Annotated in this window: 14 protein-coding genes; 7 read left to right on the top strand and 7 right to left on the bottom strand. The window is 34.0% G+C overall.

Annotation, left to right across the window (positions count from 1 at the left end; translation table 11 throughout):
* Positions 1–94: 94 nt before the first annotated feature.
* Positions 95–991: an AraC family transcriptional regulator gene (locus VB798_RS13555; RefSeq protein ID WP_323259161.1), complete on the bottom strand. Its 897-nt coding sequence runs from the start codon at positions 989–991 to the stop codon at positions 95–97.
* A 281-nt stretch (positions 992–1,272) separates the two neighbouring features.
* On the opposite strand from VB798_RS13555, the gene VB798_RS13560 reads away from it, so the two are divergent.
* The 5 genes from VB798_RS13560 to VB798_RS13580 all read left to right on the top strand — a co-directional run bounded on the left by VB798_RS13560 (position 1,273) and on the right by VB798_RS13580 (position 10,232).
* Positions 1,273–1,902, top strand: a complete 630-nt coding sequence (locus VB798_RS13560) for an RNA polymerase sigma factor (protein ID WP_323259163.1) — start codon at positions 1,273–1,275, stop codon at positions 1,900–1,902.
* 213 nt (positions 1,903–2,115) lie between these two features.
* On the top strand, positions 2,116–3,219 hold the full coding sequence (locus VB798_RS13565) for a FecR family protein (protein WP_323259165.1): 1,104 nt from the start codon (positions 2,116–2,118) through the stop codon (positions 3,217–3,219).
* A 191-nt stretch (positions 3,220–3,410) separates the two neighbouring features.
* Positions 3,411–6,836, top strand: coding sequence for a SusC/RagA family TonB-linked outer membrane protein (locus tag VB798_RS13570; RefSeq protein ID WP_323259167.1), 3,426 nt, complete (start codon positions 3,411–3,413; stop codon positions 6,834–6,836).
* Positions 6,837–6,854: 18 nt separating this feature from the next.
* Positions 6,855–8,537: a RagB/SusD family nutrient uptake outer membrane protein gene (locus VB798_RS13575; RefSeq protein ID WP_323259169.1), complete on the top strand. Its 1,683-nt coding sequence runs from the start codon at positions 6,855–6,857 to the stop codon at positions 8,535–8,537.
* A 96-nt stretch (positions 8,538–8,633) separates the two neighbouring features.
* On the top strand, positions 8,634–10,232 hold the full coding sequence (locus VB798_RS13580; protein ID WP_323259171.1) for a glycoside hydrolase: 1,599 nt from the start codon (positions 8,634–8,636) through the stop codon (positions 10,230–10,232).
* Between the two features lie 70 nt (positions 10,233–10,302).
* On the opposite strand, the gene VB798_RS13585 is transcribed toward VB798_RS13580, so the two are convergent.
* Positions 10,303–11,262 carry a sugar phosphate isomerase/epimerase family protein gene (locus tag VB798_RS13585; RefSeq protein WP_323259173.1) on the bottom strand — a complete coding sequence of 320 codons (960 nt, stop codon included), beginning with the start codon at positions 11,260–11,262 and terminating at the stop codon, positions 10,303–10,305.
* A gap of 403 nt (positions 11,263–11,665) precedes the next feature.
* On the opposite strand from VB798_RS13585, the gene VB798_RS13590 reads away from it, so the two are divergent.
* Positions 11,666–13,132 (top strand): arabinose isomerase, encoded by a 1,467-nt coding sequence (locus VB798_RS13590; protein ID WP_323259175.1) that lies wholly within the window; start codon positions 11,666–11,668, stop codon positions 13,130–13,132.
* A gap of 11 nt (positions 13,133–13,143) precedes the next feature.
* Here VB798_RS13590 and VB798_RS13595 read toward each other — a convergent pair whose 3' ends face one another.
* The 5 genes from VB798_RS13595 to VB798_RS13615 form a co-directional block, all read right to left on the bottom strand.
* On the bottom strand, positions 13,144–14,028 hold the full coding sequence (locus tag VB798_RS13595) for a sterol desaturase family protein (protein ID WP_323259177.1): 885 nt from the start codon (positions 14,026–14,028) through the stop codon (positions 13,144–13,146).
* A gap of 39 nt (positions 14,029–14,067) precedes the next feature.
* Positions 14,068–14,376 carry a thioredoxin gene (trxA, locus tag VB798_RS13600; protein WP_323259179.1) on the bottom strand — a complete coding sequence of 103 codons (309 nt, stop codon included), beginning with the start codon at positions 14,374–14,376 and terminating at the stop codon, positions 14,068–14,070.
* A gap of 11 nt (positions 14,377–14,387) precedes the next feature.
* Positions 14,388–14,624 (bottom strand): hypothetical protein, encoded by a 237-nt coding sequence (locus VB798_RS13605; RefSeq protein WP_323259181.1) that lies wholly within the window; start codon positions 14,622–14,624, stop codon positions 14,388–14,390.
* 10 nt (positions 14,625–14,634) lie between these two features.
* Entirely contained in the window at positions 14,635–14,961 is a 327-nt protein-coding gene (locus tag VB798_RS13610; protein ID WP_323259183.1) for a rhodanese-like domain-containing protein, read from the bottom strand.
* Positions 14,962–15,055: 94 nt separating this feature from the next.
* A complete protein-coding gene (locus VB798_RS13615; protein WP_323259185.1) occupies positions 15,056–15,691 on the bottom strand; it encodes a Crp/Fnr family transcriptional regulator in 636 nt (211 codons plus the stop codon).
* A 229-nt stretch (positions 15,692–15,920) separates the two neighbouring features.
* On the opposite strand from VB798_RS13615, the gene VB798_RS13620 reads away from it, so the two are divergent.
* Positions 15,921–16,511, top strand: coding sequence for a hypothetical protein (locus VB798_RS13620; RefSeq protein ID WP_323259187.1), 591 nt, complete (start codon positions 15,921–15,923; stop codon positions 16,509–16,511).
* Positions 16,512–16,524 lie beyond the last annotated feature (13 nt).

Here is a 16,524-nt window from a genome sequence, read left to right on the forward strand (position 1 = left end):
TCCTAAACTCGCTTCGCTCAAACAGTAGGAATTCGTTGCCCATCAATCACAAAAAAGCGGTCGAAATTAGTTTTTCGACCGCTTTTTTGTGATTTTAAAATTCGGGATGACTCATGTTTTTCTTCCGAATTTCAGAAGGATTATAATTCATTTTCTTCTTAAAGATTCTTGAAAAATAAAATTCTGATTCAAAACCGCATTGATAGGCTACTTCAGAAAGAGTAAGATTTGAATCTTGAATGATTTGTTCAGCTTTTCTGAGTTTCAAAAGTAAATGATATTGGTTGGGCGATGTACCTAATACTTCCTTAAAGGTTTTTCTAAACCAAACATAGCTGAGATTATTTCTTTTTGCCAACTCCTCAAAATCAATGTGATTATTCCATTTTCGGTGAATTTCATTTCTGATTTGGTCGATTATTTCCTCTTTCCTAGATTTCTTTTGGTTTGATAATAATACCGAAGTATAAACAATGCCTAATAATTGAATAAGTAAAAAGGACGAAAGCTTTAAATATGATGCTTCCTGTACTTCTGCCAAGGCTATAAATCTTGAAAATGTCTCTAAGAATTCTGTATTAAAACCCACTTTTATAATCGGATTTTGTGGATTAAAACATTCCTGTTCAAGCAAATATTTAGCATAAGCACCCGAAAAACCCACCCAATATTCTTCCCAGCCTGTTTCTTCCTTTGGTCGAAAACGATGCCAAATGCCCGGATAAAGTAAGATTATCGTTCCACTTTCAATCAATTGTGGCGGCAAACCGTTACTTTCAAAATAACCTTCTCCTTTAGAAATATAAATGATTTGATATTCTTTCAAACTTCTGCCTTTTTCCCATTCGAAATAATAAGAATCAGGATGCTGAATATCTGGATATGGTTTATTGACAGGGTGAATATTATGCCCAAGGTTCAGCACATTGATACCTAAAGTATCAGCAGTATTATTGGAAGCGAAAGTAAAATATTGCCGAAATTGTTTCATGTCTTAATGTACGAAATTCCCCAAAACCGTTAAAACAGGAATAAATACTATTTATTATTAGAAAATAATTATTATAATTTTTTTTTAATTAGATTTGTCAATTAGAATTGAAACGTAATTTAGGGAACTTAGTCTTTATTAAAAGCTTAAAAATTGTTTTTATTGAGTATTTTTTTTCAGTTATTTCCCTTAATTTTTGTTTCTGTACAATTAAATATATCAGTTTTGAGTAACTATTTCTCCTCCAACTGAAGCTTTTAATGAAAGCGTAGTTACTATTAATGAAGATTTATCAGCAAAATATTCCATTAAATGAAGGCTCTTTAGATGCCAAGGCGATTACGCTTTGGTTAAAAATCAAAAGTGGTGATGAAACTGCTTTTGAGGCACTAATGCTTGACTTTTATAAAGTACTTTTTAGTTATGGAATTCGCCTTGTGCCTGATGAAGATTATATTAAAGACTGCATTCAAGATGTTTTTATGGAAATTTGGCTTCGTCGTGCTACACTTGGCGAAACGGATTTTGTGAAATATTATTTGTTGAAATCACTTAGAAGAAGAATTTTTAGAGAGTACAAAAAGTGGTTTGCTCAACATGAAGAAGCTTCGGATGATTATCATTTTATGGTAGATTTTTCGGTAGAAACTCAACTGATAGAACAAGAACATTCAAGCGAGCAAATCGGAAAAATGGAAATGCTTTTAAATAAATTGCCGAAAAGACAAAAAGAGGCGGTTTATTTAAAATTCTATCAAAACCTGAGTAACGAGCAAATTGCAGAAGTACTTGGTGTGAACCGTCAGTCGGTGTATAATTTATTATACGAAGCGCTCCGAAAGCTCAGAACTGAATGGCCAAACGAATACGTAAATTGCATTTTACTGCTTTTTGCTTGGCGTGTTATATAATTTCATTTTAAATTTATATATTTTTTTACACTTCGAAAATGCTTCATTTAGTTCATTAACCATTTGATTATAAGTTGTTTACAATGACGGTGAAAACTATTAATAAACATTTAATTATATTTTTTTATAAAATTTTATAATTATTACAGTAGATGCCAATAGCTACTTGCATATTATCAATAAAGCGTATGTGTTGAGTTTGATAATATGGAAATGAAAGAATATCACAATTTTGAAATAGAAGATTTTTTGCTGGATGAGTATTTTGTGCAATGGGTAAAAAATCCCAATGCAGAAAATAATGCTTTCTGGAAGGCTTGGCTAATTGCTAATCCGTCTAAAGAACGCATACTTCATGAAGCGAAAAGTTTGATTTTATCTATCAAAGTAAAAACTTTTAAAGAAATTTCATCTTCAAAGATTGAAAGTCATGTGAAAGAGATGATGGATGAAATTCAGCAGATTGATTTACAAGAAAAAAGTAAAGCAAAAACAAAACGATTACCTTGGGCAAATTGGATAAAAATTGCTGCAATTTTGACAATTGGTTTAGGCGTTTCTTGGCTATTTTATCAACAGTATAATGAAAAAGGTAACTCTGCGCCGATGTATGAATCAATGGTGGCATCTTCAAAAATACAATTAATTGAAAAAATTAATGAAGATGAAAAACCTTTACTGGTAAAACTGAGTGATGGAAGTAAAATTACACTTTATCAAAATAGTAGAGTAAGTTATCCCGCAAAATTTGAAGCAGACAAAAGGGAAGTGTATTTAACGGGCGATGCTTTTTTTAACATTGCAAAAAATCCTAATAAACCTTTTTTAGTACATGCTGGCGAGATTGTCACCAGAGTATTAGGAACAAGTTTTTTCGTGAAAGCGCCTAATAAAGAAACAAATGTACAAGTTGAAGTAATTACAGGGAAAGTTTCAGTTTTTGAGAAAAATACGCAACCAAATAGTGGAGTTGTGCTGTCTCCAAATCATAAAGTTACTTTTTACGAAGGACAACATCATTTTGTGACTGGCTTGATTGATAATCCTCAACCACAAATTGCTGCTGAGCAAGACAATGCAAATATTTTTGAATTTCACGATACGCCACTATCGGAAGTATTAGAAAAAATTTCAATGATTTACGGCATTCGTATTGAAGTAGAGAATGAAAAATTATATGATTGTCCATTTACGGCAGATATCAGAAAACAACCATTGCATACACAATTAGAAATTATTTGTACGGCAATTAATGGAAATTACGAAATCAAAGGAACAGTGATACTCATCAATGGGCAAGGCTGTGACTCACTTTAAATTTAATATTCAGTCCAATAACAATCAACCATAAAAATTTCTCAAATGAAAAAGTAAACATTTTATTACAAAAAAAGGTCTAGCAATGTTCGCACCATTGCCAAACCTTAGGAATTACCTACGCTCTGAGAGAGCGATGGGCAAATATTGTCATGCTAAAAATGTGAAAAATTAACAAAACAGTCCAAATTATGAAAAAAAATCGACAAAACAGTAGGATGCTACTGATTGCTATGAAAATTTCGGTAATACAAATTGCCTTGGCGATGGTCTTTACAAGTTTTTCTTATGGCTTTGATACTAAGGCACAAGAATTCTTGAATAAATCCATTACAATAAAAGCAGTAAACATAAAACTTAGAGACGTGCTAGAGAAGATTGAACAGCAAGCTCAAGTAAAGTTTGTGTATAGTTCAAAGGCAATTAAAGCAGACAGAAAGTTAAATATTACTTCTTCAGAACAACGTTTATCAGAAGTATTAGAAGCACTTTTGAAACCTATGAATGTAGGTTATAAAGTACTGGGTGGACAAATTATCTTAAATGCCAATCCCTCGCTTTCGGTCTCGTTTGTTAATGAAGACCCTATTACTTCTGACATATTAGTGAAGGAAGAACGCACCATTACTGGAAAAGTAGTTGATACCGAAAAAGGAGAACCTTTGCCGGGCGTAAATATTAGCATCAAAGGAACACAAAGAGGAACTTCAACGGATAGCAATGGTAAGTATTCTATTACCGTACCCGATGATGCTGAAGCCTTGGTTTTTAGCTTTGTAGGTTACGACAGACAAGAGCAAATTATCGGAAAGCGTATAGTTGTTGACGTTAGTATGAAAGTAGATGTTCGTTCATTGGAAGAAGTAGTGGTTGTGGGTTATGGTACACAGAAAAAAGTAACTTTAACGGGTTCTGTTTCTGAAGTAAAAGGTTCTGAAATTGTGAAAAGTCCACAGCCCAATTTATCAAACTCTTTGGCTGGTCGTTTTTCAGGTTTTGTGGCAAACAACAGAGGTGGAGAACCTGGTTATGACGGTTCAAGCTATACGGTAAGAGGTTTTGCTTCTACAGGAAATAACGATGTTTTGATTGTAGTAGATGGAGTACCCGGACAAATTGGTGGTTTAGAGCGTTTAGACCCAAATGACGTAGAAAGTATTTCAATTTTGAAAGACGCTTCGGCGGCTGTTTATGGAAGTAGAGCAGCAAATGGAGTAATCCTTGTAACGACTAAAAAAGGAGGAAAAGGAAAACCTACGATTTCTTACAGCTTTAATCAAGGATTGAGTTCACCAACTCGTTTGCCAAAATTGGCGGATGCGGCTACTTATGCCACAATCTTAAACGAAATTGATTATTACAATAATCCAGCAGGTGGAATGAATCAGCATTATAGTGCAGATGAAATCACTAAATTTGGCAATGGTTCAGACCCAATTAATTACCCAAATACCAACTGGCAAAAAGAAACATTGAAAAGTGTTGCTTTACAAAATCAGCATAGTTTAAGTATCAATGGTGGAACGGATAATACTAAATATTACTTATCGCTCGGAACAATTTACCAAGATGGTTTATACAGAAATGGCGTTACGCAGTACAAACAGTATAATTTCAGATCGAACGTTGAAGCTAATATTACAGATAATTTTAAAGTAAGTTTATCATTGGCGGGTCGTCAGGAAGACAGACAATATCCAACTTCAAGTGCTGGTAATGTTTTCCGTTCTATTTATAGAGCTTATCCAACGGTTGTTTCGGTATATCCAAATGGCTTGCCATCAACTGGTGTTGAAAATAATAACCCAGTAGTTTTAGGTACTTCAGCAGGCGGAATCAACTCGAACCCAACAACTGTTTTCAATGGTATTTTAAGAGCAAGTTATAAGCTTCCATTTGTAAAAGGAGTAAGTATCGACGGTTTTTATTCGGCTGATAGATCTTATAATTTCTCAAAATCATTCAGTACTCCGTATCCTTTGTATTCTTATGACAAAAATAATAATGTCTATAATAGAGTAATTACAGGTGGTTCTGCGGGTGCAGCAACTTTGAGCCAAGATGAAACAAATACTTCTTCGATGGTTCAAAACATTAAATTGAACTATGAATTACATGCTGGAAAACACAATCTTTCAACGTTTGTAGCTTACGAGCAAAGTAAAAATTCACAACAAAGATTTGGTGCTTCAAGAATCAATTATCCTACTGTTTCAACGCCTGAATTATCGCAAGGTGGTGCGGCTGCAACCGACAAAAACAATTATGGAAGTAGCTACAACTTTACTAGAAAAAGTTATATCAGTAGAATCGCTTATAATTTCAATGAAAAATATCTTGGAGAAGTGCAGATGCGTGTTGATGGTTCTTCAATTTTCCCTGAAGGAAAACAGTATGGTTTCTTCCCTTCGCTATCGGTAGGTTGGAGAGTTTCTGAAGAGCCTTGGTTTAAAACTGAAAAAGTAAATGATTTAAAACTAAGAGCTTCTTATGGTTCGTTAGGAAATGATAATGTTGGTCAGTTCCAATATTATAATAATTATTCTTTCAATAATAATTATGTAATCGGTGCGAATACTATTCATTCAGGGATTGATTTAACGAAATTAGCTAACCCAGATATTACTTGGGAAACAGCGAAAAAGATGGATTTAGGCTTGAATACTACTGTTTTCAAAAATATTACTTTAGAATTTATCTATTTCCAACAACAACGTTCAAATATTCTTGCTACCAGAAATGCTTCGATTCCTAACGTATCAGGAATTGTGAACCCTTATGGCTCAGGAACTTTAGTGCCTGACGAGAACATCGGTAAAGTAAATAACAGTGGTTTTGAAACAAGTTTGGGTTATAGCCATGCTGGAGAATTTAGATACAATATTTCAGCCAATTTTACTTATGCTAAAAGCAAAGTAATTTTTATTGACGAAGCCGCTGGTGCTTTGGATTATCAACGTCAGACTGGTCGTCCGCTTTATACTTATCAATTATACAGAGCAATCGGTATTTTCAGAACAAAAGCTGAGTTAGATACTTATCCTCACGTTGCAGGAGCACAATTAGGAGATTTAATTTTGGAAGATTATAACAAAGACGGAAAAATCACAGCTGATGACCAAACCAGAACGGAATACGGTAACGTACCACAAATTACTTATGGTGTAGTGTTTAATGCAGGATATAAAAACTTCGATTTTTCATGTGTTGTTTCTGGACAAACCAATGTAAGTCAATACGTTTTACCTGAATCTGGACAAGTAGGAAACTTCTACAGCAGTTGGGCTGATAACCGTTGGAGTCCATCAAATCCAAATGGTACTTATCCACGTGTAGATACTAGAGCTTCATCATCTATCAATGGTGGTTTATACAATAATACTTTCTGGTTAAATGATGCTTCTTTTGTTCGTTTGAAAAATGTTGAGGTTGGTTTTACGCTTCCAAAAACATTGTTAAGTTCGATAAAATTACAACAAGTACGTATTTATGCGAATGCTTTCAACTTGCTGACACTTACAGGGGTAAAAGATTACGATCCTGAAGGAAACAGTAACAGTGGACAGTTCTATCCACAACAGAGAATTATCAATCTCGGTGTAAATGTTAAGTTTTAATATTTAAAATTATCGACCATGAAATCAAAAAGAATAATATCAATATTTGTCATTGCCACAGGGATTTTCCTTTCTGTAAATGCTTGTAAAAATGACTTCCTGAATGTAGTGCCAACCGATAGAGTATCTGATGCGTCTATTCTTTCAGATTCTTCTTTGTTTGAATCTTATGTCATTAACCGTTATGTTGGCGTGCGACTTACCGAAAAAGAAGCCGAAGGGACTCCTCCTGGTTTTGGTAGAGGTTTTGAATATGCCTTATGGTCTTCATTGACCGACGAGTCGATTTATAATAATGATGACAATACTTGGTTAGTACAAAGAGGACAATTAGCGCCAGAAAATACAGGAATTGCGGGTACGATTTGGGGAAGAAGCTATCGTGGTATTCGTGACGTTAATTATGCTTTATCAAACCTTGATAAAGTACCAATGAGTGCTACTCAGAAAAATAGATTGAAAGGCGAATTGAAGTTTTTAAGAGCTTTCCGTTATCAAGACCTTATTCGTAACTACGGTGGTGTGGTTTTGATGAAGGATAAAGTAATGGAATTAGGAGAAGATTTAGCCAATGCTGACATTTATACAAAATCTTCTATCAAAGATTGTATCGATTACGTAGTAGCTGAATTGGATGAAGCAAGTACGCTTTTACCAAGAGATAATGGTAATAATTGGCAATTGGGCAGAGCTACAAAAGGAGCAGCATTGGCTTTAAAAGCACGTTTGTTATTGTACGCAGCGAGTCCACTGTATAATAGTGGTAACTGGCAAGCCGCTGCAAAAGCAGCCAAAGATGTAATGGATATGGGTAAATACAGCCTTTATACAAATGGTTATGATAAGCTATTTTTAACGGCAGAAAACAATTCAGAAATCATTTTTGAGAGATTGTACACACAAGGTGCTCGCCACGTATGTTTAGAAATTTCAAATGCACCAAACAGCTATGGCGGTTGGGGTGGAAATGTACCTTTACAAAACATGGTGGATGCTTACGAAATGAACAATGGTAAACCTATTACTGAACCAACTTCTGGTTATAATAGTCAAGACCCATACACCAATCGTGACCCACGTTTTTACATGACAATTCTTTATAATAACGCATCTTACAGAACAAATACAGTTCAATCGTACTTGCCAGGTGGAAAAGACAGTAAAGATGGGCCATCAAACTGGAATACTTCTAAAACGGGTTATTATTTAAAGAAATTCATGAATGATAATTTACCGATTGATAACCCCTGGGATATTGCTGGTACTCAGCCTTGGATTTACTTCAGATATGCTGAAATTCTGTTAAACTATGCAGAAGCGCAAAACGAAGCGGTTGGTCCAGACCAAAGTGTTTATGATGCCGTTAATGCTATCAGAAAAAGACCAAGTGTAAATATGCCAGCACTTCAAACGGGTTTAACACAAGCACAAATGCGTGATGTTATACGTCGTGAACGTCAAGTAGAATTAGCTTTTGAAGAACACCGTTATTATGATGTTCGTCGTTGGAAAATTGCCAATGTTACTGAAAATGTCCCTGCTTATGGTATTGAAGTAGTAAGAAATGGCAACACGCTTACTTACAATAAAAAAGAAGCCTTGACAGGTCGTCGTTTTGAAGAAAAACATTATTTCTTACCGATTCCAAGAGCTGAAATTCAAGCTTCTAATGGAAAATTAACACAAACGAGCGGTTATTAATCTTGAAACCCTTTCATTCAAAATGACTCGAATGAAAGGGTTTCTTTCTATATTGGTGCCTCATTCTATCTTTTTATTCAAACATACCTCGAAAGCATGATAAGAACATCTTTTAAAGTAAGCAAATCTTTTTTGCTAAGAAAATGGCTGATGGCTTATACTTTTCTGTTTTTACTTTTTAGTTGTACAAAAGCACAAGTAATTCCAGATAATGTAAAAACACAGGAAAACAAACAAGTAAACATTAGCATTGATGCAGCAAAAACCTTTCAAACCATTGAACATTTTGGAGCTTCGGATGCGTGGTCTTGTCAATTTGTTGGAAATTGGCCTGAAAGTAAAAAAAATAGTATTGCCGATTTATTATTTAGTCAGGATACAACTGCCAGCGGACAGCCGAAAGGCATAGGCTTATCATTATGGCGATTTAATATTGGAGCTGGAAGTGCAGCTGTTGGCGACGATAGTGGAATCAAAGACGAGTGGAGAAGAGCAGAATCTTTTCTTGACAATGATGGAAGTTATCATTGGGAAAAACAAGCTGGACAAATTTGGTTTTTGAATGCTGCTAAACAAAGAAATGTAAAGTACTTTTTAGCTTTCACTAATTCGCCACCGATTCAATTTACCGTTAATAAAAAAGCGTATGCAAGTAACGGTAAGTCGAACTTAAGTGCAGATAAATTTGATACTTTCGCTAATTTTTTGGCGACTGTTATCAAAGGAGTGAAAGATAAAACTGGAATTCTGTTTGATTACGTAAGCCCAGTGAATGAGCCACAATGGGAGTGGAGCGATGGCGGACAAGAAGGTACTCCTTTTAACAATACTGAAATTGCAGGTATTACTCGTTCGCTGAGTACAAGCTTATTGAAAGCGAATCTTGCTACCAAAATCAATATTGCTGAAGCCGGGGAATTGAATTTTTTGTATGCGAAAGATAATCTAGTGAAGGGTTATCAAATCACAGATTTTTTTGAAGCTAGTTCTTCAAATTATGTAGGAAATTTACCGAATCTTGAGAAAGCCATTTCGGGCCATAGTTATTTTACGAGTTCACCATTTTTGCAAGCTCGTGATAAAAGAAAGTTATTGTCTGAACGTGTTGCCACGATTCCTAACCTAAAATATTGGATGTCGGAATACTGTATTTTGGGCGATAATGCTGGCGAAATGGATGGCAATAAAAAAGACCTTGGTATAGATCCCGCTTTGTATGTTGCTAGAACAATTCACAACGATTTAGTGAATGGCAATGCTACGGCATGGCATTGGTGGTTATCAATTTCGCCTTATGATTATAAAGACGGATTGATTTACATTGATAAAAATAAAACAGACGGAAACTTTAGTGCGAGTAAAATGCTTTGGGCTTTCGGTAATTTCAGCCGTTTCGTTCGTCCAAATGCAGAACGCATTGCCACAACGGTTGAAAATGAAGATACTCAGAAAAATTTGTTCCAAGTTTCATCTTACAAAGACCTTGCTCAAAAACAATTAATTACCGTTATTATCAACTCAGATATTAATCCTGTTGATATAAAGCTTTCATTTTCAAACATGAAAGTAAGTACAGTAAAAGCTTACATTACTTCTAAAGATGCAGATTTAAAGCCTTTGCCATCTACCTCTACTAAACAGTTGATTACAGTTCCAGCTCGCTCGATTATTACCTTGGTTGGAAATTTAGAGTAGTATTAAATAAAATTGGATAATAATATTAAAAGCATGCCATTTTTGATGACATGCTTTTTTGCTTTAAATCTTAAATAAGATTTCCTTTGATATAGTCGTAACTCATTTTAATACTTTCAAATTTGTCCTCTCTATAAATTTGGTCTTGCTCTACAAAAATATATTCAAGGTCTTTGTTATGAGCGAAAATCTCTTTGAAATTCACAGCTCCAGTTCCTACTTCTGTAAATTTTACTTCACGCAAAGTATCAAAAATACCTTTCTTGTTGGCATCAGGATACACCGCTTTGGCAAATTGCTTGTCGATGTCTTTTACATGCCACATCACAAAACGTTTTGGATATTTTTTGAACAATTCAACTGGATTTTTTCCTGCTTTTACTGTCCAAAACAAATCTAATTCAAAACTCAATAAAGCTGGGTCAGTTTCTTCTAGCAATACATCATAGCCCGATTTATTATCTTGCAATACTTTAAATTCCCAGAAGTGATTGTGATACCCTAATTGTAAACCTGCTTTATGGCACATTTCGCCAGCCTTATTAAACTGTGCTGCCATAAACTTATAATCATCCAAAGTCATTTTGTCGATTAAACCAAATGGAGGTACTGGTACAACTAAATATTTTTGCCCTAAAGTTGCTGCAAGTTCAATTTGAGTTTTTAGTGCATCGTCATTTCCTTTGTTGGGCGTAAGGAAATCATTCAATTGATAATGTCCACTGTGTGTTACTAGATTATTATCCGATAATAATTGTTTTAATTCACTCGCTTTTAAATTCCAGAATAAATCTTTGCTGACATCTCCTGAGTAATTAAAAAAAGTTTCAACATGGTTGAAGCCAATTTTTGATACTTTACTGATGGTTCCTTTTACATCTTTCGCTAATTCTTCACGAAGCGTGTATAATTGCAAACCGATTTGTTTTGGTTTCGCAAAGGAACGTGCAGCGAGTAAATCTGATTGTGCCATCAGTAAGCCAGCACTTGCCAGTCCCATTTTTTTGAGAAAGTCTCTTCTTTGGTTCATGTAATAATCGGATTAATAGTAATAAAATGTATTATTGTGTTTTTGATTGATTGTCTTTTGTTTATAAAAACATCGCTAATGGATGCTTGTTGATATTATTTTATCATTATGATACAATAGTACAAAAAAATATAGTATCACCAAAATATTAAATCTTTTTATTGAAATAATTATACAAAAATAGATGTTTTAAATGGAACATTATTTCTTGAAACATTAATATGTAGTATCAAAAAATGCAAAGAATGAATCATAAATGGTATTTAATTGCATTGATTAATACTATTATTTTGTAAAAAAATAATAAAAATAAATAAATTGGTGGATAATGGCGGATCTTATAATGTATATTTTGATATGTTAAATAGAGTATCGTTTTTATCCCGATAAAAACCCATCCAAAATGTCAATTATAGTAAAAGAAACAGGAGTAACGTCAGACAGTATTTCATCCCTTAAAATCGGCTTATTCGGTATCGGTTTAGATACTTATTGGCCACAGTTTGAAGGATTAAAAGAACGTTTGGAAGGTTACCTTACTATTGTAGAAGAAAAAATAGCTAAGATTCATCCTCATATAATCAACGTTGGTTTGGTGGATACGCCTGATAGAGCTTTTGAAACAGGTAAAACTTTCAGGAGAGAAGATGTTGATATTATCTTTTTGTATATCACTACTTATGCACTTTCTTCGACTGTTTTGCCAGTGGTTCAAAGAGCGAAAGTACCTGTGATTATTTTGAATCTTGCTCCTGAATCAGCCATTAATTATCAGCAATTTAATGCCATGACTGACCGCACCCAAATGACGGGCGAATGGTTGGCGTATTGTTCAGCTTGTCCAGTGCCAGAAATTGCGAATGTCTTTAATAGAGTAGGTGTTACTTTCCACCAAATTACAGGAATGTTGCACGATGATCCTGAATGTTGGAACCAAATCGGCGAATGGATAGAAGCTGCTAAAGTAAAATACATTATGGCGTATAATCGAATGGCTTGTATGGGACATTATTATAGCGGAATGCTAGATATTTATTCAGATTTAACCCAACAGTACGCACATTTTGGCGGACATATTGAATTGCTAGAAGTAGAAGAATTGGCAATGTTAAGAAAAGAAGTAAGTGCTGAAGCAATGCAAAATAGGCTCAATTACTTTTATGAAACTTTTGATATTCAGTCAGATTGTCCTGTTGATGAACTTGAAAAAGCGGCAATTACTTCTGTTGCGCTTGATAAATTAGTAGCAAAACATCAATTGGGTTCTATGGCATATTATTATAAAGGCACTGGAAATCCTGAAAATGAAGAGGCAATAGCTTCAATAATTTTAGGAAATTCGTTGCTAACAGCCAATGGAATTCCTGTAGCAGGAGAGTACGAAATTAAAAATGCACAAGCCATGAAAATTATGGATAGTTTTGGTGCTGGCGGTTCATTTACAGAATATTATGCGATGGATTTTAAAGATGACGTAGTTTTGATGGGACATGATGGTCCAGGACACATCGCTATTGCTGAAGGAAAAACGAAGGTTCGTCCATTGAAAGTATATCATGGAAAAGTAGGGAAAGGTGTTTCTGTAGAAATGAGTGTGAAAAATGGTCCAGTTACTTTATTATCAGTTGTTGAAAAAAGAGGTGGTGGTTTAATGCTTTTGGTGGCTGAAGGAAAATCTGTTGCTGGCCCAATCCTAGAAATTGGAAATACTAATAGTCGTTACCAGTTTTCGATTGGAGCCAGAAAATTTGTGAACGATTGGAATAGCCACGGACCAGCACATCATTGTGCTATTGGCATTGGGCACATCAGTAGTAAAATTGAAAAATTAGGTGCTTTATTAGAAATGGATGTTATTAAAGTTTGTTAATTAAAGTAAGATTAATGTTTGCCTTTGATTTTCTCAAAAGGATATTTTACTTGTTTCCAAAAACTTTTTGGGAACAAGTGAATATTGGGAAAACCCAATTTCAAAGTGCTGTCTTGATAAGGAATTTTAGCATAGTCGAATAAATAATCCCAAATACTGAGTGTAATTCCAAAATTGATGCCATTCGGATAACCTTCTGGTAATTCTTCAGCATGATGCCACAAGTGCATTTGTGGGCTATTCAAAATGTATTTGAATGGACCTAAAGGCAAATAAATATTAGCATGATTTAAATGCCCAATTGTCAACGTAAATAAATGAACGATAATAAAATCATCAATGCCGAAGCCAATCATTGCTAAAGGAATATATTCAAGGCTTCGATAAGTAATTGTTTCCATCCAATGATAACGAAGATGAGCTGCAAAACCCATTTCCACAACACTATGATGTACTTTATGGAATTCCCAAAGCCAAGGCACATAGTGTAATAATCGATGAATATTCCATTGCACAAAATCCCTGATAACCAATAAAATCAATAATTGTGACCAATAAGGAAGACTTTCTACTTGAATAGCGACTAGATTTTGGATGCCGAAAAGTCCTAAAAAATCATTAAAAGCCAGTACTGCTACATCTGAAACGGCATTATAAACAACTAACGAAAACAAGAAAAAATTGAAGAACATATAGAATACATCCAACCAAAAATCATGTCGGATTGTAGCCTGTTGTTTTCGCCAAGGAAAAACAATTTCCAATGTCCAAACAAAAAAAGAAATAGCAATGAGCCAATAAAAGTAATTATGCCAACTTGGATGTAAAATTTCGTTCAAAACATACATAAAGTAATTGGCATATCCCATGTAAAAGGCTTCAAAGTATTTTTCCATTAATCGTTAAATTGCTTTTTTGAGAACGAATAACTAAGCTTAGTGTGACAATTGATTAACGATTTGTGTTAATTGTTGTTTTTGCACTACACCCGACTGTCTCCATACAATTTTTCCGTCCTTAAATAAAATCAAAGTAGGTACACCCTGAATACGATAAGTTGCGGCAGTACTTGGGCTTTTGTCTACGTCAATTTTCAAAACCCTTACTCTGTCGCCCATTTGGGTAGCAAAATCTTTTAAAATTGGCGACATTGTTTTACAAGGTCCGCACCATTCCGCAAAGAAATCTACCAAGACAGGTGTTGAACCTTGAATTATTTCTGAAAAACTTTCTTTCTTTTCCATTTTTTTCAAAACTATTTAATTTCCTCAAAATCTACCGTTTCACTATTTGAATTTCGAGTATAGTGTTTAGGTTTTACTTCACAGGCTTCCATCGTACAACCCGTATTCATTATGGCTTGATATAGGAAAAATCCACCCAATAAGCCCAATAAAATTTGATGTTCCCTGACTGATTCTACAATGATATAGATTCCCATCAACAGACGTATTATTCGTAAAACGCCCCAATCTTTAAATATATTTTCCATGATGATAACCTTAAAATGTATTATTCATAATGCCACCTGAAAGATTATATAGATTTTTAAAACCCAACTCTCCCATCAATTTACAGGCTTGTCCGCTTCTATTTCCACTTCTACAATACACAAAATAAGTTTTATCTTTATCCATTTTTGCAATTTCCTGTTTGAAACTCCCACCAATCAAATCAAGATTTACTGCACCCCTGAGGGCACCTTGCTTAAACTCTTCTTTGGTTCTAACATCCAAAATTACAGCATTCGGATGCTCATCAAATAATTTTTTAAAAGCATCCGCAGATACATTTTCGTAGCTCTTTTTTACATTAAAAAAATCAAACATTTTCATAAATCTTTTTTGTTTATAAATTGATGCTACAAATGTCAGTTTTTATAATACAATAAACCGTGATAAATGTTACATAGAAATCTGTATTTTAACAGAGTTCTACTTTATTTCTCGAAAGTTTTACTTTACCAAGCTTTTCTAATTGCTTTAAAAGCCTAGAAATCACCTCCCTAGAAGTAGCAAGTTCATTGGCTAGTTCTTCATGAGTGATGTTAAAAATGTTATTCCCGCTTTGTTTAGCCTTTCTTTGAAGAAGCTTAATCAGGCGTTCGTCAAGTTTATGAAAAACAACATCGTCAATGACATTGAGTAAATCTTCAAATCTTTTTTGATAGGTAGCAAAAACAAAATGTTTCCAAGAGGAATATTTAGTAATCCATTCTTCTATTTTTTCGACAGGTACACTGATTAATGTCGTTTTTTCTTCGGCGATAGCAGTAATTTCACTAACCTTTCGGTCAAGACAACAAGTAAGAGATAACGCACATGAATCCATTCCGCCCAAATAATATAAAAGGGCTTCACGACCTTGACTATCATTCCTAAGAATTTTGATAGAACCCTGCAAAATAATTGGTACAGAACGAATATATCCACCCGGACGTATCAATACAAAACCCTCTTCAACCGTCATAAAATTACCAGTTAGAGTCAACTCTTTGAGTAACTCACTTTCAAAAACATTTCCAAACGTTTCCTGAAGAAATTTTAAATCAATTTGCATAACTAATGTTGGGTGATAGTAATGAGACGCTAAAGATATTACAATCAATTGTTTTTTTGAGGATAATTGTAGAGAAATTAGGCATCTTTATTTATGTTAAAAGCTGTAGAGAATGCAATGACAATTAACAGCCTTTTTACAAATTGCTTTTACATTCTATTATACGCTATTGCGAAAATTCTCTCTTTGTAAAATACCTTCATCCATTCCCAAAGTACTGTAGGCTCTCATGGAAATAAAAGTATTACATATTCTATTTTGGTGGTTTACCTTTTACCAAACTGGATGGTCGAATCCAAATCTTTTATTTAATGAGAGAAAAAAAATAGCAGTCATCAATCATAAAAATACTTTTGAAAATACAGATTCTACTTCTGAAGTATTTAAGGGTTTTAATCGATTTAGACATTTTTTAGGAATGAATGCTAGTAAAACCATTGTACAAGCAGAACAGATTATACCATTTCTTCTTTATCCATTTAAACATGATGGTGAGACCTTTGCAGGTTATACAGTCCGTAAAAAAGGAGCCTTACTTACACAAAATGAAATAATTAGTTTGAAGAAAATAATTTGTTCTGATAGAAATTACGCATTTGATAACTTGATGAAAAATTGCACGTTTACACCAATTTTAGGATTAGAGTTTAAAAAAGGTACTCAAATAGTGCAAGTCTTAATTTGTTTGGATTGTGATGTTTGGCGTTTTGTAGGGCATAATCTGAATAAAGAAGAAGATTTTGATATTGCCCATGAACGTATGATAAATTATCTCAGGCAAATATTTCCTACGGATGCAGTTGTAAAACAAATACATTAAAATAAAGAGAAAT

Origin of the sequence: Arcicella lustrica (genome assembly GCF_034930985.1) — a bacterium.
In the GTDB taxonomy this organism is placed as follows: domain Bacteria; phylum Bacteroidota; class Bacteroidia; order Cytophagales; family Spirosomataceae; genus Arcicella; species Arcicella lustrica.